Source organism: Streptomyces sp. NPDC055749 (assembly GCF_053617235.1).
The window spans coordinates 1-16,615 of record NZ_JBSHFH010000092.1; the positions used below are offsets into that span (position 1 = coordinate 1).

The 16,615-nt window shown below is 70.5% G+C and carries 17 protein-coding genes; 7 read left to right on the plus strand and 10 right to left on the minus strand.

Going from position 1 to position 16,615, the window contains the following annotated elements; genetic code table 11:
* Positions 1–118: 118 nt before the first annotated feature.
* The 3 genes from ACWGO0_RS36055 to ACWGO0_RS36065 are packed head-to-tail and all read right to left on the minus strand — an operon-like array spanning position 119 to position 3,120.
* On the minus strand, positions 119–1,252 hold the full coding sequence (locus tag ACWGO0_RS36055) for an Mrp/NBP35 family ATP-binding protein (RefSeq protein ID WP_453544513.1): 1,134 nt from the start codon (positions 1,250–1,252) through the stop codon (positions 119–121).
* 43 nt (positions 1,253–1,295) lie between these two features.
* Positions 1,296–1,856, minus strand: coding sequence for a DUF1003 domain-containing protein (locus tag ACWGO0_RS36060; RefSeq protein ID WP_453544515.1), 561 nt, complete (start codon positions 1,854–1,856; stop codon positions 1,296–1,298).
* Positions 1,846–3,120, minus strand: coding sequence for a magnesium transporter MgtE N-terminal domain-containing protein (locus ACWGO0_RS36065; RefSeq protein ID WP_453544517.1), 1,275 nt, complete (start codon positions 3,118–3,120; stop codon positions 1,846–1,848). Before ACWGO0_RS36065 ends, ACWGO0_RS36060 begins: the two co-directional genes overlap by 11 nt.
* 178 nt (positions 3,121–3,298) lie before the next feature.
* Here ACWGO0_RS36065 and ACWGO0_RS36070 point away from each other — a divergent pair, with 178 nt between their 5' ends.
* Positions 3,299–4,063 (plus strand): hypothetical protein, encoded by a 765-nt coding sequence (locus ACWGO0_RS36070; protein ID WP_453544519.1) that lies wholly within the window; start codon positions 3,299–3,301, stop codon positions 4,061–4,063.
* Positions 4,064–4,081: 18 nt separating this feature from the next.
* Here the strand turns inward: ACWGO0_RS36070 and ACWGO0_RS36075 are convergent, their stop codons facing one another.
* Together ACWGO0_RS36075 and ACWGO0_RS36080 are read right to left on the minus strand one after the other, a co-directional pair.
* Positions 4,082–4,606 carry a hypothetical protein gene (locus ACWGO0_RS36075; RefSeq protein WP_453544521.1) on the minus strand — a complete coding sequence of 175 codons (525 nt, stop codon included), beginning with the start codon at positions 4,604–4,606 and terminating at the stop codon, positions 4,082–4,084.
* Positions 4,607–4,618: 12 nt separating this feature from the next.
* Positions 4,619–5,734: a magnesium and cobalt transport protein CorA gene (locus tag ACWGO0_RS36080; protein ID WP_453544523.1), complete on the minus strand. Its 1,116-nt coding sequence runs from the start codon at positions 5,732–5,734 to the stop codon at positions 4,619–4,621.
* Between the two features lie 410 nt (positions 5,735–6,144).
* On the opposite strand from ACWGO0_RS36080, the gene ACWGO0_RS36085 reads away from it, so the two are divergent.
* Entirely contained in the window at positions 6,145–6,729 is a 585-nt protein-coding gene (locus ACWGO0_RS36085) for a suppressor of fused domain protein (protein WP_453544525.1), read from the plus strand.
* A gap of 74 nt (positions 6,730–6,803) precedes the next feature.
* On the opposite strand, the gene ACWGO0_RS36090 is transcribed toward ACWGO0_RS36085, so the two are convergent.
* A complete protein-coding gene (locus ACWGO0_RS36090) occupies positions 6,804–8,036 on the minus strand; it encodes an MFS transporter (RefSeq protein WP_453544527.1) in 1,233 nt (410 codons plus the stop codon).
* Positions 8,037–8,192: 156 nt separating this feature from the next.
* On the opposite strand from ACWGO0_RS36090, the gene ACWGO0_RS36095 reads away from it, so the two are divergent.
* From ACWGO0_RS36095 to ACWGO0_RS36105, 3 genes are all read left to right on the plus strand, one after another.
* Entirely contained in the window at positions 8,193–8,837 is a 645-nt protein-coding gene (locus ACWGO0_RS36095) for a DUF6758 family protein (protein WP_453544529.1), read from the plus strand.
* Positions 8,838–8,924: 87 nt separating this feature from the next.
* Complete coding sequence (locus ACWGO0_RS36100; RefSeq protein ID WP_453544531.1) at positions 8,925–9,791, plus strand: PHP domain-containing protein; 867 nt, start codon at positions 8,925–8,927, stop codon at positions 9,789–9,791.
* 150 nt (positions 9,792–9,941) lie between these two features.
* The gene (locus ACWGO0_RS36105) at positions 9,942–10,547 is read left to right on the plus strand and encodes a MarC family protein (protein ID WP_453544533.1); all 606 of its coding nucleotides are present in this window, start codon (positions 9,942–9,944) and stop codon (positions 10,545–10,547) included.
* A gap of 80 nt (positions 10,548–10,627) precedes the next feature.
* Here ACWGO0_RS36105 and ACWGO0_RS36110 read toward each other — a convergent pair whose 3' ends face one another.
* A complete protein-coding gene (locus ACWGO0_RS36110) occupies positions 10,628–10,780 on the minus strand; it encodes a hypothetical protein (protein ID WP_453544535.1) in 153 nt (50 codons plus the stop codon).
* 210 nt (positions 10,781–10,990) lie between these two features.
* Between ACWGO0_RS36110 and ACWGO0_RS36115 the strand changes: the two genes are divergently transcribed.
* Entirely contained in the window at positions 10,991–11,902 is a 912-nt protein-coding gene (locus ACWGO0_RS36115; RefSeq protein WP_453544537.1) for an NYN domain-containing protein, read from the plus strand.
* A 42-nt stretch (positions 11,903–11,944) separates the two neighbouring features.
* Here the strand turns inward: ACWGO0_RS36115 and ACWGO0_RS36120 are convergent, their stop codons facing one another.
* Together ACWGO0_RS36120 and ACWGO0_RS36125 are read right to left on the minus strand one after the other, a co-directional pair.
* Positions 11,945–12,793, minus strand: a complete 849-nt coding sequence (locus ACWGO0_RS36120; RefSeq protein WP_453544539.1) for an alpha/beta fold hydrolase — start codon at positions 12,791–12,793, stop codon at positions 11,945–11,947.
* A gap of 117 nt (positions 12,794–12,910) precedes the next feature.
* Complete coding sequence (locus ACWGO0_RS36125) at positions 12,911–14,938, minus strand: DEAD/DEAH box helicase (RefSeq protein ID WP_453544541.1); 2,028 nt, start codon at positions 14,936–14,938, stop codon at positions 12,911–12,913.
* Positions 14,939–15,386: 448 nt separating this feature from the next.
* Here ACWGO0_RS36125 and ACWGO0_RS36130 point away from each other — a divergent pair, with 448 nt between their 5' ends.
* A complete protein-coding gene (locus ACWGO0_RS36130; RefSeq protein ID WP_328905702.1) occupies positions 15,387–16,121 on the plus strand; it encodes a ferritin-like fold-containing protein in 735 nt (244 codons plus the stop codon).
* A 38-nt stretch (positions 16,122–16,159) separates the two neighbouring features.
* Here the strand turns inward: ACWGO0_RS36130 and ACWGO0_RS36135 are convergent, their stop codons facing one another.
* On the minus strand, positions 16,160–16,432 hold the full coding sequence (locus ACWGO0_RS36135) for a hypothetical protein (RefSeq protein WP_453544543.1): 273 nt from the start codon (positions 16,430–16,432) through the stop codon (positions 16,160–16,162).
* Between the last annotated feature and the right edge of the window lie 183 nt (positions 16,433–16,615).

Sequence of the window (16,615 nt, forward strand, 5' to 3'; positions counted from 1 at the left end):
CTTCTCGGTGATCGCGGACTTCGCCGCGTACAACTTAGATGGCCTGCCCCACTGGGTCGTGGTGTGGGGGGGGGTCTCCGTGGAGACCGCCCCCCTCACACCTTGAGCTTCCAGCCGCTCAGAACTTGTTGCGCGGGGTGATCCCCAGGGACATGCCGGACAGGCCGCGCTGACGGCCACCCAGCTTCTGCGCGATGGAGCGCAGCGCGGCTCCGGCGGGCGAGTCCGGGTCGGACAGGACGACGGGCTTGCCCTCGTCGCCGCCCTCGCGCAGACGCAGGTCGATCGGGATGGTGCCCAGCACCGGCACCGTGGCGCCGACGGTCTTCGTCAGCCCCTCGGCGACCCGCTGACCGCCGCCCGAACCGAACACGTCGACCATCTCGTCGCAGTGCGGGCACGGCATGCCCGACATGTTCTCGACGACACCGACGATCTTCTGGTGGGTCTGTACGGCGATGGAGCCGGCCCGCTCGGCGACCTCGGCCGCGGCCTGCTGCGGCGTCGTGACGACGAGGATCTCGGCGTTCGGCACGAGCTGGGCCACGGAGATCGCGATGTCGCCCGTGCCCGGCGGCAGGTCGAGGAGCAGGACGTCCAGGTCGCCCCAGTACACATCGGCGAGGAACTGCTGGAGCGCGCGGTGGAGCATCGGTCCGCGCCACACCACCGGGGCGTTGCCCGGCGTGAACATGCCGATGGAGATGACCTTCACGCCGTGCGCCGACGGCGGCATGATCATGTTCTCGACCTGGGTGGGCTTCCCGTCCGCGCCGAGCATGCGCGGCACGCTGTGCCCGTAGATGTCCGCGTCCACGACGCCGACCTTGAGCCCGTCGGCAGCCATCGCCGCCGCCAGGTTCACCGTCACCGAGGACTTGCCGACGCCGCCCTTGCCGGACGCCACCGCGTAGACCCGGGTCAGGGAGCCGGGCTGGGCGAACGGCACCTCGCGCTCGGCCGTGCCGCCGCGCAAGGAGCTCGCGAGCTCCTTGCGCTGTTCGTCGCTCATGACGTCGAGCGTGACCTCGACGCGGGACACGCCTTCGACGCGCGCCACCGCTTCGGTCACGTTGTTGGTGATGGTCTCGCGCATCGGACAGCCGGAGACCGTGAGATACACCGTGACAGCGACTACACCGTCATCGTCGATCTCGACCGATTTCACCATGCCGAGTTCGGTGATCGGACGGTGGATCTCCGGGTCGTTCACTGTCGCCAGTGCTTCACGCACCGCGTCTTCCGTAGCCATACCGACGATGTTACGGCGGATGCCCCTACGGCCGGGTAACCCGTCAACGGTCGCCTTCGTCACTCTCCACCCGCGAGAGGACCTGGCGGTCCTCCATGTCCTTCACCATGTCCTGGAGCTCGGACCTGATCCAGTCCCTCGTGGCGACCTCGCCGAGGCCCATCCGGAGCGCCGCGATCTCCCGGGTGAGGTATTCGGTGTCGGCGATGGAGCGCTCGTTCTGTTTGCGGTCCTGCTCGTGAGTGACCCGGTCGCGGTCGTCCTGCCGGTTCTGCGCGAGCAGGATCAGCGGGGCCGCGTACGAGGCCTGGAGGGAGAGCATCAGGGTCAGGAAGATGAACGGGTACTCGTCGAACCGCAGCGGCTTCGGCGCGAAGATGTTCCACACCACCCACAGGACGATGGTCAGCGTCATCCAGACGAGGAACCGCCCGGTGCCCAGGAAGCGGGCGATCCGCTCGGAGAACCGGCCGAACGCCTCGGGGTCGTAGTCCGGCAGCAGCCGCCGCCGCGGGTCCTTCGGCTGGTCGAGCCGGGGCCGCGGCGGGCGCACGAGGCCCGAGGAGCCCGTCGACGCCGCCCTCGGGCGCTCCTCACCGGCCACGGGCGATCCCCTCCTCGCCGTGGAAGTCGGCCTCGCGCCAGTCCTCCGGCAGCAGGTGGTCGAGCACGTCGTCCACGGTCACCGCGCCGAGCAGCGATCCGCTCACGTCCACGACAGGCACCGAGACCAGGTTGTACGCGGCCAGGTAGCTGGTGACGACGGACAGCGGGGTGTTCGGCGACAGCGGTACGAGGTCGCTGTCGACGATCGAGCTGACGAGGGTGAAGGGCGGATCGCGCAGCAGCCGCTGGAAGTGCACCGTGCCGAGGTACTTGCCGGTCGGCGTCTCGTCCGGCGGGCGGCAGACGTACACCTGGGCGGCCAGCGCGGGGGACAGGTCCGACTGTCTGACCCTGGCGAGCGCGTCGGCGACGGTGGCGTCGGGCCGCAGCACGATCGGTTCGGTCGTCATCAGTCCGCCCGCGGTCCTCTCCTCGTACGACATGAGGCGCCGCACGTCCGCCGCGTCGTCCGGACGCATCAGGGCCAGCAGCCGTTCCTTGTCCTCCTCGGGCAGCTCGGAGAGCAGGTCGGCCGCGTCGTCCGGGTCCATGGCCTCCAGGACGTCCGCGGCCCGCTCCTCCTTGAGCTTGCCGAGGATCTCCACCTGGTCGTCCTCGGGCAGCTCCTCCAGGACGTCCGCGAGCCGGTCGTCGTCGAGCGCGGCGGCGACCTCGGCACGGCGCTTCGGCGAGAGGTGGTGCAGGGCGTTGGCGACATCGGTGGGCCGCAGCCGCTCGAAGGTGGCCACCAGGCTCTCCGCGCCCTGCCCGTGCTCATCCAGCGAGAAGCCGCCGACCGCCGACCACTCGACCGTCAGGGTCTCGCCCTTGCGCCGCAGCGCACCGCCCCGGCCCTTGCGTACGAAGTACTTGTCGATCTCCCAGTCGCGGCGGGCCGGCAGCTGCTGGATCGAGACGTCGAGGATGGTCACCTCCTCGTCGGTCTCCACCAGCCGGACGCGCCGGTCGAGGAACTCGCCGAGGACCAGGCGTTCGGTCGGGCGCTGTTCGAAGCGCCGCATGTTCACCACGCCTGTGGTGATCACCTGACCGGACTCGACACCCGTCACCCGGGTCATCGGCAGGAAGATCCGCCGCCGGCTCGTCAACTCGACGACCATGCCGAGCAGCCGCGGGGGGCGCCCGCCCACCCGTAGCATCGCCACCAGATCGCGGACCCGCCCGACCTGGTCACCATTGGGGTCGAAGACGGGCACACCGGACAGGTGCGATACGAAGATCCTGGGGGCGCCTGCCACCATCCCGTGCACCTCCCTCCGACTGTGACGCAAATGCACCGATATGCCGGGATCAGGCTAGCCCGTACCGCTCCGCGGCGCCCCGGCGGCCCGTCCGTACGGCTCTCTGCAAAGAGGCGTAGGCAGCACGGGTACGCTGCCGTCTGCCACCCCCGACACGCAGATGAGAGGCAGTGCGCCCGTGACCTCTTTTGCCCCGGCCGTCCGGGCCCGTCACCGGACCGTCCTCGCCGTAGTGCTCTGTGCGGGGCTGACCGCAGCCCTCACGGCGTGTGCCGGAGAGGACCCGGACAAGGGAACCAACGGCGTCGGCAAACTCAGTGCGGCGGAGATCGACAAGAAGGCCAGAGCGGCGGCGGACTCCGCGGACGCGGTACGCCTCGCGGGCACCCTGGTCAGCAAGGGCGGCACGTACAGGCTCAACATGCAGCTCAACGCGGAGGGCGGCACGGGTTCCGTCACCTCGAAGGAGGACACCTTCGCGCTGCTGCGCGTCGGCGACGAGCTGTTCCTCAAGGCCGACGCCGGTTTCTGGAGCCACGACGAGGCGAGCGGCAAGGGCGAGGACGGCGATCAGGCGGCTGCCGACAAGCTCCAGGGCATGTACGTGAAGGTCCCCGAGGGCGACCCGACGTACAAGCAGCTGCGCGGCTTCACAGACAAGAAGATCCTGCTCGACGGTCTGCTCACCCTGCACGGCAAGGTCAACAAGGGCGACCGGGACAAGGTCGCCGGAGTTCCCACGGTGCAGATCATGGGCGGAAAGGGTGAGGGCGGCGCGCTCGACGTCTCCCTGAAGGGCACGCCGTATCCGGTACGGGTCGCGCGCGGCGGAGGCGGCGGCACGGTGACGCTCGCCGACTGGGGGCGGGCCTTCACCCTGAAGCCGCCGTCCGAGGACGAGACGGTCGACTACGGGGGCCAGCTCCCCAAGTCCTCGGGCTGACCGGCGGGGGTGGCCCCGTCAGCTCTTCCTGCGGCGCTTCAGCAGCAGGCGGGGGAGCCCGGCGGGCACGGGCCCGCGGGTCGTCGCCCCGGTGGGCAGCGGGACCGCGGCGAGCGAGGAGTCCGGCAGCTCCGTACGGATCTCGCCGGGCGCCAGCCGCAGCACGCGGCACTCGCGCGCCCAGCGCTCGGTCATCAGCTCGGCGTCCGGTGCGTTCAGCCGCTTGCCCTTGAGCTCGGCGACCGCCGCCGCCCACTCCTCGGAGCGCGGCGCCGGTTCGGTCACCTCGGCGGTCCAGACGACGAGCCGGCCGCCCTTGTCCTTGCTGCGCACGGTGACCTCGGCCGCCGCCCCGTCGGTGAGCCCGTCCGGGAGCGGCTGCTCCCCAGGGCCGTCGCCGACGAGGTAGGCGGCGCCCTCGTGCCAGATGTGCCACAGCGCCCGGGCGTGGCCGGTGCCCCGGACCCAGATCAGCCCGGACTTCTTGGTGGCCTCTTCGACCAGAGCCCGGCCCAGCAGCACGTCAGGAGCAGCAGCAGTCATGCGCGCACTCTATTAGAGCCAGCCGTTGCGCTTGAGGGTGCGGTGGATGGAGAAGCAGACGACGCCGATGACGCCCATCACCATCGGGTAGCCGTACGTCCACTGAAGCTCCGGCATGTGATCGAAGTTCATGCCGTACACCCCGCAGATCATCGTCGGTACGGCGATGATGGCCGCCCAGGACGTGATCTTGCGCATGTCCTCGTTCTGCGTGACGGTCGCCTGCGCGAGGTTGGCCTGGAGGATCGAGTTCAGCAGCTCGTCGAAGCCGATGACCTCTTCCTGCACCCGGGCCAGGTGGTCGGCCACATCGCGGAAGTACTTCTGGATGTCGGGGTCGATCAGCCGCATCGGCCGCTCGCTCAGCAGCTGCATCGGCCGCAGGAGCGGGGACACGGCCCGCTTGAACTCCAGCACCTCACGCTTCAGCTGGTAGATCCGGCCCGCGTCCGAACCGCGCGGACTGCCCTTCGCCGGGGTGGAGAAGACGCCGATCTCCACCTCGTCGATGTCGTCCTGCACCGCTGCCGCCACCGCGATGTACCCGTCCACGACATGGTCGGCGATGGAGTGCAGTACGGCCGACGGGCCCTTGCCCAGCAGCTCGGGGTCGTCCTGGAGGCGGTGGCGCAGGGCGCGCAGCGAACCCTGTCCGCCGTGCCGGACGGTGATGACGAAATCCCGGCCGGTGAAGCACATGACCTCGCCGGTCTCGACGACCTCGCTGGTCGCGGTCAACTCGGTGTGTTCCACGTAGTGGATGGTCTTGAAGACGGTGAACAGCGTGTCGTCGTACCGCTCCAGCTTGGGCCGCTGGTGCGCGTGGACCGCGTCCTCGACGGCCAGCGGGTGGAGGCCGAACTCCCGGGCGATACCCGCGAACTCCTCCTCCGTCGGCTCGTGCAGACCGATCCAGGCGAAACCGCCCTGCTCCCGCACCCGGAGCATCGCCTCGTGCGGGGTCTGGCAGTCGGCCGCCTCCAGGCGCCGCCCGTCGCGGTAGACCGCGCAGTCGACGACCGCGCTCGACGCGGACGGGTCACGGGTCGTGTCGTAGCTGTTGTACGGGGTGTTGCTCTTACGCAGGGACGGGCGCACGGCGGCGCGCAGGTCGCGGATCATCGACATGGCTGGCTCCTTCACGGAGGGCCGTCGGCGGGCACGTGGAACAGCCCGGAATGGGGACGTGTCACTACGTCCGCAAAGCGGGCGGCACCGCGGCAGCGCGATGACGGCGTTCGCTACAGACAGGCAAAAACGAGGGGCTCTTCCGTCGCGCGAACTGCCGTGGGCCTTGGCCGGAAAGGCTTCAGGCGACAGAGGGAAGGCGTGTGGCGGAAGAGCGGCTGGTACTGCACGGTCGACTTGGATCCATGGCAGTCCCCACCTCCTCCGGCCGGTCCCCCGTGAGGGACGACGTGTGCCGGGACTGAGAGAGCAACGCTTCTGCGTGCTGTCCCGGCTGGCGGCCAGGCTACCAGCCGACTCGGGGTCAATCCCTTTCTTTGCCCGTTCCTGACGCGTCCTATGCTCGCGTCATGGAAGAAATTCTCGCCTTGGTCGAGGCCCGGCTCCGTACGGCCCTGGGCGAACCGGACGCACGCGCCGACGTGACCTTCCTCGGTACGGACCGTATCGAGGTGCTCCGCTTCATCGACGGCGACGTGGTGCGCTACGCCACGCTCGGCATGTCCGGGCAGCCGATGGCCGACCCCACCTCGCCCCTCGCCGACCCGGTGAAGGGGCCGCGCGCCGAGCTGATCCTGTCGGTACGGGTGGGGCTCGCCGATACCGACCAGGTGCTGCGTCCACTGGCGGTGCTGGCCGCGTCCCCGCAGGTGGAGGGGTTGATCGTGGCGCCCGGCGCCTCCCTCGACGTGGGCCGGCCGCTCTGGCCGGGGGCGCCCTTCAGCTCCGTTCTGGTGGCCGAGCCCGGCGGGCTCGTGGAGAACCTGGAGCTGGACGCCCCGATGGACCCGGTGCACTTCCTGCCGCTCCTGCCGATGACGCACAACGAGGCCGCCTGGAAGCGGGTCAGGGGTGCGCAGGAGCTTCAGGAACGGTGGCTGTCGCAGGGCACGGATCTGCGTGATCCGCTGCGTACGTCCGTGGCGCTCGACTGAGACGAACGGCACAGACCCCGCCCGCGGCCAGGAGGGGGAGCCGCGGGCGGGGAGCAACGGGGTCGGTGCGCCGGTCAGTTGGCGAAGACCGTGACGCCGTCCTCGGTGGCGTGCTTCGGTTCGAGTTCCCGCGCCTCCCGGGTCAGGGCCGTGCGCCGGATCCCGATGACGAGGGCGCCGGCCAGTGCGGCGACCGCGGCGACCACGAACGGGATGTGGACGTCGCTCCACTCCTCGATCTTCGGCGCGAGGAAGGGGGCGGCCGCCGCTGCGAACCAGCGGACGAAGTTGTATCCGGCGCTCGCCACCGGGCGAGGGGCGTCCGACACACCGAGGGCCAGCTCCGTGTACACGGTGTTGTTCATGCCGATGAAGGCTCCGGAGACGATCGTGCAGACGACGGCCGTCGCGTGATCGCCGTACCCGAGGACCACCAGGTCGACGGCGAGCAGCACCAGTGAGCCGCCGACGACCTTGAGCGAGCCGAAGCGCTTCTGCAGGCGCGGGGCGACCAGTACCGAGAACACCGCGAGCAGCAGCCCCCAGGCGAAGAAGACGGCGCCGGACTTGTACGGGGTCATGTTCAGCACGAACGGCGTGAACGCCAGGACCGTGAAAAAGGCGTAGTTGTAGAAGAACGCGGATGCGGCGACGGAGGCGAGGCCGCCGTGGCCCAGTGCCCTGACCGGGTCGAGCAGTGAGGTCTTGCGGGCGGGCCTCGGCTGTTCCTTGAGGAAGACCATGATGCAGACGAAGCCGATGGCCATCAGCGCGGCGGTGCCGAAGAACGGGTAGCGCCAGTTCGCGTCGCCGAGCAGGGCGCCGAGCAGCGGGCCGCAGGCCATGCCGAGGCCGAGCGCCGACTCGTACAGGAGGATCGCCGCGGCGCTGCCCCCGGCCGCCGCACCGACGATCACGGCCAGCGCGGTCGAGACGAACAGGGCGTTGCCGAGACCCCAGCCGGCCCGGAAGCCGACCAGTTCGGCGACGGACGAGGAGGTGCCGGAGAGCGCCGCGAAGACGACGACGAGCGCGAGCCCGGCCAGGAGCGTCTTACGGCCACCGATGCGGCTGGAGACGAATCCGGTGACGAGCATCGCGAAGGCGGTGATCAGGAAGTACGAGGTGAAGAGCAGCGACACCTGGCTGGGCGTCGCCTCCAGACCCTTGGCGATGGACGGCAGGATCGGGTCCACCAGGCCGATTCCCATGAATGCGACCACGGACGCGCCCGCCGTGGCCCAGACGGCCTTCGGCTGGCGCAGGATGCTTGATGTCCCTTCGTCGAAGGGATCCTCTCCCCGCATGGCTCTCTCGCTCTCCACTAGATCGATGCGTTATACACAGAATAAGTTAGGCGATCTAATAAATGCAAGTTACATCTATTTTCCGGGGGGAGAGCCACGCTGCGGACGGGTGATCGTCCTTGACGCGGCGACAACCGGGGAGGACCGTTGGGCGCTATGAGGGGCGAACCCAGTTGCCCGAAGTGCGGTGGCCGGGTCAGGGCGCCCGGTCTGTTTGCCGATTCCTGGCAGTGCCCCGCGCACGGCCAGGTGCACCCGATGCAGCCGGTGATCCCGCCCAGCGTCGAGTCGCTCGGCGTCGTGGTGCACCGCACGCACGTCCCGGTGTGGATGCCCTGGCCCTTGCCGGTGGGCTGGTTGTTCACGGGTGTGGCCTACGCGGGGGACGACCGCAGCGGCGGACGGGCCACCGCCGTCGCCTGCTCGGGTCCCGGCCCGCTCGGCGGCTTCGGTGAGCTGCTGCTCGTCGCCGAGGAGCTCGGTGTCGGACTCGGCGCGCGGTACGCCGGCATGGACGGCCCCGACCCCGGCCCGCATCTGCGCGTCGACCGGGCGCCCGACGTCAAGGTGCTCGCCGCCGGACGTCCGACGCCGCTCTGGCACGTCAAGGGGGCCCCGGACGACCGGGCCGTCTTCGCGGGCGAGGCGTGCGGGCTGTGGCTCTGGGCGATCGTCTGGCCCGAGCAGTCGGGGCTCCTGATGTACGACGAGCTGGTCCTGACGGATCTGCGCGACGCCGGGGCGGAAGTGGACCTCGTGCCGTGCGGCGCGCTCACGCCGCGGCTGCTCACTCCGCCCTGACCGGCAGGGCGGCCGACCGGGAAGCGTGTGCGCGCCGGTTATCCTTGAGCGTCCCCCTGTCCGGCCCCGAGCACTGGAGTACGCGTCGTGCGCATCGACCTGCACACCCACTCCACCGCGTCGGACGGTACGGACACCCCCGCCGAGCTGGTGGCCAACGCCGCCGCCGCGGGTCTCGATGTCGTCGCCCTCACCGACCACGACACCGTCGCGGGCCACGCCGAAGCGGTCGCGGCCCTGCCCGAGGGCCTCACCCTCGTCACCGGCGCCGAACTCTCCTGCCGCATCGACGGGGTGGGCCTGCACATGCTGGCGTACCTCTTCGACCCCTACGAGCCCGAACTGGCGCGCGAGCGCGAGCTGGTACGGGACGACCGGGTGCCGCGCGCGCAGGCCATGGTGCGAAAGCTCCAGGAGCTGGGCGTCCCGGTCACCTGGGAGCAGGTCGCCGCGATCGCCGGGGACGGCTCGGTCGGCCGCCCGCACATCGCCACCGCACTCGTCGACCTCGGCGTCGTCGAAACGGTCTCCGACGCCTTCACGCCCGAATGGCTCGCGAACGGCGGACGCGCCTACGCCGAGAAGCACGAGCTCGACCCGTTCGACGCGATCCGGCTGGTCAAGGCCGCGGGCGGCGTCACCGTCTTCGCCCACCCGCTGGCCGTGAAGCGCGGCGATGTGGTGCCCGAGGCATCGATCGCTCTGCTCGCCGCCGCCGGTCTCGACGGCATAGAGGTCGACCACATGGACCACGACGAGCCCACGAGGGCCCGGCTGCGCGGCCTCGCCGGTGAACTGGGGCTGCTGACCACCGGGTCCAGCGACTACCACGGCAGCCGCAAGACCGTGCAGCTCGGGGAGTACACCACCGACCCCGAGATCTACGGCGAGATCACCCGGCGCGCAGCGGGAGCCTTCCCGGTGCCGGGCGCCGGTGGACCCCGCCGCTCCTAGGGACTGTCGCACGGCGCCCGCGCCGTACCCTCACGTCTTCCCGTCACACCTTCGCGCGCCCGGCCGCCACGGCCGCGTACGGCTGCCGTCACTCCTGCCGCCGGGCCGCGCCCCTCCTGTTCGACCCGCTCCCCACTCGCAAGGCTCACTGTGTTCGACGTCGCTGTCTTCGGATCCCTTTTTCTCACCCTTTTTGTGATTATGGATCCGCCCGGAATCACCCCCATCTTCCTGGCCCTCACCGCCGGCCGGCCCGCCAAGGTCCAGCGCAGGATGGCGCTCCAGGCCGTCGCGGTCGCCTTCGGAGTGATCGCCGTCTTCGGTCTGCTCGGTCAGCAGATCCTCGACTACCTCCATGTCTCCGTCCCCGCGCTGATGATCGCGGGCGGACTGCTCCTGCTGCTCATCGCGCTCGACCTGCTCACCGGCAAGACCGACGAGCCCACGCAGACGAAGGACGTCAACGTGGCGCTCGTACCGCTGGGCATGCCGCTGCTCGCGGGCCCCGGTGCGATCGTCTCGGTGATCCTTGCGGTGCAGAACGCCGACGGCGCCTCCGGCCAGATCTCGGTCTGGACCGCCATCGTCGCCATGCACGTCGTGCTCTGGCTGACGATGCGTTACTCGCTGCTGATCATTCGCGTGATCAAGGACGGCGGGGTGGTGCTGGTGACCAGGCTCGCCGGAATGATGCTCTCCGCCATCGCCGTCCAGCAGATCATCAACGGCGTCACCCAGGTCATCCAGAACGCCTGACTCCGGACACAACAGCGCCCCCGTACGGTCCTTCCGTACGGGGGCGCTTCGTCTTTAGCGGCGCAATGCTCTGTCAGGCGTTACGAAGCCGAGCTTTCGGCCGGCCGGATGTAGATGCGCCGGCCCACTGCTGCGGCCTGCTGCACCATCCGGTTGACGGAGGCGGCGTCCACGACGGTGCTGTCCACGGCGGTACCGTCGACATCGTCGAGTCGCATGATCTCGAAGCGCATATGGCTTCCCTTCGTCTGATCCTCCTGCTGGAGAACTGCTGGGAGGACGGGGTGTCCCGTCCGCAAGATGGAGAGCGCAAGGCATCAGAGCCCGGCGCTCCACGATGTGTACAACGGCTTGCCGTCTGCAAACATTCCCTACGCTAAGGAAATTTTTTGGATGCCTAACTACCAGGTAGTAGCTGCGCAGGCGCAGCCGGTGAGGTCCGCATGAACGAAGCGGACGCGCCGACGGAGGACCAGGCCGACATCCGCGAGTACCTGGACCGCACCAACGAACTGCTCACGCGCGTGCTCGCGGAGGTGTCGAAGACTCCCTCGACCCACGCGATCTTCGTGGACGCGGGCTATGTGTACGCCGCGGCCGGACTGCTCGTCACCGGCACGGAGGACCGCCGCAACTTCGACCTCGACGCGGAAGGGATGATCGAGGCATTCATCGACAAGGCGCGGACGATCTTCGCGGACAGCAGGCTGCTGCGCGTCTACTGGTACGACGGGGCCAGGCGCCGCATCCACACCGTCGAGCAGCAGTCCATCGCCGAACTCCCCGACGTCAAGGTCAGACTGGGCAACCTCAACGCCAACAACCAGCAGAAGGGCGTCGATTCACTCATCCGCACCGACCTCGAATCGCTCGCCAGACACCGCGCCATCAGCGACGCGGCGCTCGTCGGCGGGGACGAGGACCTGGTGTCCGCGGTCGAGGCGGCGCAGGGGTACGGGGCGCGCGTCCACCTCTGGGGCATCGAGGCGGGGGAGGGCCGCAACCAGGCCGAGCCACTGCTGTGGGAGGTCGACAGCACGCGCACCTTCGACCTCGAGTTCTGCCGCCCCTACGTCACGCGGCGCTCCGTCACCACGTACGAGGACGACACCCCGGCACCCTCGCGCGAGAACGTCCGCTTCGTCGGCGCGCAGATCGCCGCCACCTGGCTCTCCGCCCGCGGCCGTGAGTCCCTGGCCGACCTGCTGCCCGGCCACCCCTATCTGCCGGGCTCCGTGGACCAGGACCTGCTGGTGGAGGCGGAGAGGCTGCTCCAGCACTCCCTGCGCGGCCACGCGCACTTGCGGCGCGCGCTGCGCGACGGCTTCTGGCAGCACCTGCAGTCGCAGTACTGAGTCCGGCCGCGTCCGGCGCTCCCGGTCTCCGGGAGCGCCGGCTCAGTGGCTGTCCCAGAACGAGATCAGCGCCGCCGCCGTCTCCAGCGGCCGTGCCGTGTTGGGGGAGTGCTCGGCGCCCTCGATCGTCGTACGGCGGGCGCCCAGCCGGCGCGCCATGTCGTCGAGCCGGTCCACCGGCCAGACGTCGTCGCGCTCGCCGGACACCACGTGGACGGGCAGCGCCAGAGCGGCGAGGTCCGCCACCCGGTCGGGTTCGGCCGACAACTGGGCGCCGGTCGCGACGAGCTGCGCGGGGCTGTGGCTCAGCCAGCGGCGGCGCAGGTCCTCGCCGTCGCCGGTGTCGGCGTCCTCGGGCGGGTCGAGGACCCGCATCGCCTCCCACACCTCGGCCATGCTCAGGGTGCGCAGCGCGTCGGCGAGCATCTTGATCCTGTCCCGCTGGCCGGGGGCGACCTCGGCGGGGCCGGAGGACATGAGGGTCAGCGAGCGGAAGGGGGAGGCGTCCAGCAGCGCGGCGGCGCGGGCGACCTGGCCGCCCAGTGAGTGGCCGAGCAGGTGGACGGGGCGGCCGGGGGCGCCCAGCGCCTCGGCCTGAGCCAGTACGTCGCGGGCCAACTCCGTCTGGACGTAGGACTCCTGACGGTCCGTTCCCTCCGTCTCGTACTGCCCGCGGCCGTCCACCGAGACCACGCGGTAGCCGGCGTCGGCGAGCGGTTCGAGCAGGGCGATGAAGTCCTCCTTGCTGCCGGTGTACCCGGGCAGCAGGAGCGCGGTGGAGTGCGCCCCGGTACGCGGCGCGGCATCCAGCACGGCGAAGTCCCCGCGCGCGGTACGCAGCACGCGGGCGCGGGCGCAGGGGGGCGGAGTGAAGGTGGGTGGCCGGCTCATGGGCCGAGGCTATCGCCGGGCGGGCGGAGGCGCGGCGCGCGGTGCGCCGGACGCACGAAGGGCCGGGTACTCCGCAGTCTGCGGAGTACCCGGCCCTTCGGTGTCGTGCTGTGCCTGTCAGCTCTCGGTCGTGACCGCTTCGGCCTTGGCCGGCGTCGTGCGGGCACGGCGGCGGCGCGGCTTGGCGTCGGCCTCGGCCGCCGCGGGAGCGGCCACCTCGGCGGTCTCCGCCTTCACGGCCGCGGCGCGCGGACGGCGGCGGCGCGGCTTGGTCTCGCCGTCGGCGGCCGGGGCCTCCGTCACCGCTTCCGTCTTCGGCTTGGCGGCGGGACGTGTCCGGCGGCGGGTCTCCGTCACCGGCTCGGACGGCGGGGCGATCTGGAAGTCGACCTCGTCGACCGCGGGCTTGATGACACGGGCGCGGCGGCGCGGCTTGGTGACGGGCTCGGCGACCGCGACCGCGGCGACGGTCTGGAAGTCGACGACCTCCGCCGCCTTCTTGGCCCTGGTCCTGGTGGCCTTCACCTTGGGGGCCGGGTCCTGCGTCACCGTCTCGGCGACGGTCTCGGCAACCGGCTCCGCGACGGCCGTACGGGTACGGCGACGGCGCGGCTTCTCCTCGGCAGCGGGCTCCGCGACGTCCACGGCGGTCACGACGTCCTCGACGGTGAGCGGCGCGGCCTCGGCCACGACGGCCGTTGCCTCGGCGACACCCTCTGCGACGCCGACACGGCCACGACGGCGACGGCGCGGCGTACGCGGCTCCGCCGGGTCGACGACGGCCTCGGCAGCCGGGGCGGGCACCGTGACGGTGCCTTCCTCGAGCGTGCCGCCGGCCCGCGTACGACGACGCTGGCGCGGCGTACGCGCCGGGCGCTCCTCACGGACGGGCGCCGCGGCCGGGGCGGCGGACTTGCGGCCACGGCCGCCGGTCTCGCCGAGGTCCTCGACCTCTTCGGCCCGAAGGCCCGCACGGGTCCGCTCGGCACGCGGCAGGACACCCTTGGTGCCCGCCGGGATGTTGAGCTCCTCGTAGAGGTGCGGCGACGTGGAGTACGTCTCGACCGGGTCCGGGAACTTCAGGTCGAGCGCCTTGTTGATCAGCTGCCAGCGCGGGATGTCGTCCCAGTCCACCAGCGTGATCGCGATGCCCTTGGCCCCCGCGCGGCCGGTGCGGCCGATGCGGTGGAGGTAGGTCTTCTCGTCCTCGGGCGACTGGTAGTTGACGACGTGGGTGACACCCTCGACATCGATACCGCGCGCGGCGACGTCGGTGCAGACGAGCACGTCCACCTTGCCGTTGCGGAACGCGCGCAGCGCCTGCTCACGGGCGCCCTGGCCGAGGTCGCCGTGGACCGCGCCGGAGGCGAAACCGCGCTTCTCCAGCTGCTCGGCGATGTCGGCCGCCGTGCGCTTGGTACGGCAGAAGATCATCGCGAGCCCGCGGCCCTCGGCCTGGAGGATGCGGGAGAGCATCTCCGGCTTGTCCATGTTGTGGGCGCGGTAGACGAACTGCTCGGTGTTCTTGACGGTCGTGCCCTCGTCGTCGGGCGACGTGGCGTTGATGTGCGTCGGCTGCGACATGTAGCGCCGCGCGAGACTGATGACGGCGCCCGGCATCGTCGCCGAGAACAGCATCGTCTGACGCTTCGGCGGCAGCATCGTGATGATGCGCTCGACGTCGGGCAGGAAGCCCAGGTCGAGCATCTCGTCGGCCTCGTCGAGGACGAGCACGCGGATGTGCGAAAGGTCGAGCTTGCGCTGACCCGCCAGGTCGAGGAGACGCCCCGGGGTGCCGACGATCACATCGACGCCCTTCTTGAGGGCCTCGACCTGCGGCTCGTACGCACGGCCGCCGTAGATCGCGAGCACGCGGACGTTGCGGACCTTGCCGGCGGTCAGCAGGTCGTTGGTGACCTGCTGGCACAGCTCACGGGTCGGAACGACGATCAGTGCCTGCGGCGCGTCGGTCAGCTTGTCGGGCGCAGCGCGCCCGGCCTCGACGTCGGCGGGGACGGTGACGCGCTCCAGGAGCGGCAGGCCGAACCCGAGCGTCTTGCCGGTGCCGGTCTTGGCCTGGCCGATGACGTCGGAGCCGGAAAGCGCTACGGGGAGCGTCATTTCCTGGATCGGGAAGGGGGACATGATGCCGACTGCCTCAAGGGCTTCGGCCGTCTCGGGAAGGATTCCGAGGTCGCGGAACGTAGTCAGGGTGCTGCCTCTTCTGTGAGACGCGGTCCGAGGCGAACGCTGGGGGTCGTACCGTGCCGGGGTTGGTCATCCGGCCGTGGATGGGCCGGGTGGCGCGGGACCACTGCCGTCGCTCGAGCGCTCGTGCCGCTGAGGGGGCCCCTCATCTGCGGTCGTACGTGTCGTACGCCCCGCGTGGAGGGCTGTCGGGTCGGAGCCGATCGGGCCACCGACCGGGCATCCTCATTCAAAAGCGCTCCGAGCACAGTCAAATGCTCAGTAAGCGCAATACCACTGTACCCCGGATTCGCGCATGTGTGTTGGGCGAATTCATCGGAACGGTGTGACGTGTGTGGCTGACCGGGCCCTTACCGCTTCCCCGGGGGCGGCTATTGTGCGCTGCATGGAGACGCCTGACAACGCCAATGAAGCCCCCGCACTCACCGGGATCGCCGCCCAGGACTGGGCCACCGCGTCCGCCGCGCCGCAGTACCGCGCAGCTGTCGTCGACCTTCTCGGCGCACTCGCCTACGGGGAACTGGCTGCCTTCGAGCGACTCGCCGAGGACGCCAAACTCGCTCCGACGCTCGGTGACAAGGCGGAGCTGGCAAAGATGGCCTCCGCCGAATTCCATCATTTCGAGCAGCTGACGGAGCGCCTCACCGCGATCGACGAGGAGCCCACGGCGGCCATGGAGCCGTTCGCGAAGGCGCTCGACGACTTCCACCGCCAGACCGCGCCGTCGGACTGGCTCGAGGGTCTGGTCAAGGCGTACGTGGGCGATTCGATCGCCAGCGACTTCTACCGCGAGGTCGCGGCCCGGCTCGACACGGACACCCGCTCCCTCGTCCTGGCCGTGCTCGACGACACAGGTCACGGGAACTTCGCGGTCGAGAAGGTGCGCGCCGCCATCGAGGCCGAGCCGAGGGTCGGCGGGCGGCTGGCTCTGTGGGCCCGCCGGCTGATGGGCGAGGCGCTCTCGCAGGCCCAGCGGGTGGTCGCCGACCGTGACGCGCTGTCGACGATGCTCGTCGGCGGGGTGGCCGACGGATTCGACCTGGCCGAGGTGGGCCGGATGTTCTCCAGGATCACCGAGGCGCACACCAAGCGGATGGCGGCCCTCGGACTCGCCGCGTAATCACCCGCGCCCAGTGGGCCCGGGCCTGCCGAACCGGCCTACTGCGCCGCCGCCGAGCTTGCCAGGCGGCGGCTGCGCGGGCGGATCAGCAGGGACAGCGTCACCATCCCCACGAACACCGCACCGGCCAAGGTCGCCAGCACATGACCGGCCCCCAGCGCCGAGTGCGTCAGATACGCGCCGAACAGGGCACCCAGTGCGCCGGTGGTGAAGACCGCACGGCTGGACGGGAGCCGGTCCGGCAGCGAGCGGAGCGCCGCCCAGGAGAGGGCGAGTCCGAGCACGACGGAGCCGAAGGATTCCCAGATCACAGAGGATCACCTCGCGGGTTGCGGGGAGGGCAAATCGGTCGTAGGCGGTCTTACCCGGGGCCTGCGGAACGCAACCCTCCCGCGGTCCGCGGAAACTCCTCCGGGGGACGGCCGACGGCGCACCCGGGCACGGACAAGAAGGAAGCGCACATGAAGGAGCGGCCCGGCGGATATCCGCCGGGC

Excerpts from the sequence above, each read along its gene's own strand:
- ACWGO0_RS36115 (WP_453544537.1), top strand. The coding sequence starts at position 10,991 with ATGAACGAAGCGGACGCGCCGACGGAGGACCAGGCCGACATCCGCGAG.
- ACWGO0_RS36120 (WP_453544539.1), bottom strand. The coding sequence starts at position 12,793 with ATGAGCCGGCCACCCACCTTCACTCCGCCCCCCTGCGCCCGCGCCCGC.
- ACWGO0_RS36085 (WP_453544525.1), top strand. The coding sequence starts at position 6,145 with ATGGAAGAAATTCTCGCCTTGGTCGAGGCCCGGCTCCGTACGGCCCTG.
- ACWGO0_RS36110 (WP_453544535.1), bottom strand. The coding sequence starts at position 10,780 with ATGCGCTTCGAGATCATGCGACTCGACGATGTCGACGGTACCGCCGTG.
- ACWGO0_RS36080 (WP_453544523.1), bottom strand. The coding sequence starts at position 5,734 with ATGTCGATGATCCGCGACCTGCGCGCCGCCGTGCGCCCGTCCCTGCGT.
- ACWGO0_RS36055 (WP_453544513.1), bottom strand. The coding sequence starts at position 1,252 with ATGGCTACGGAAGACGCGGTGCGTGAAGCACTGGCGACAGTGAACGAC.
- ACWGO0_RS36125 (WP_453544541.1), bottom strand. The coding sequence starts at position 14,938 with ATGTCCCCCTTCCCGATCCAGGAAATGACGCTCCCCGTAGCGCTTTCC.
- ACWGO0_RS36130 (WP_328905702.1), top strand. The coding sequence starts at position 15,387 with ATGGAGACGCCTGACAACGCCAATGAAGCCCCCGCACTCACCGGGATC.
- ACWGO0_RS36065 (WP_453544517.1), bottom strand. The coding sequence starts at position 3,120 with ATGGTGGCAGGCGCCCCCAGGATCTTCGTATCGCACCTGTCCGGTGTG.
- ACWGO0_RS36095 (WP_453544529.1), top strand. The coding sequence starts at position 8,193 with ATGAGGGGCGAACCCAGTTGCCCGAAGTGCGGTGGCCGGGTCAGGGCG.
- ACWGO0_RS36075 (WP_453544521.1), bottom strand. The coding sequence starts at position 4,606 with ATGACTGCTGCTGCTCCTGACGTGCTGCTGGGCCGGGCTCTGGTCGAA.
- ACWGO0_RS36090 (WP_453544527.1), bottom strand. The coding sequence starts at position 8,036 with ATGCGGGGAGAGGATCCCTTCGACGAAGGGACATCAAGCATCCTGCGC.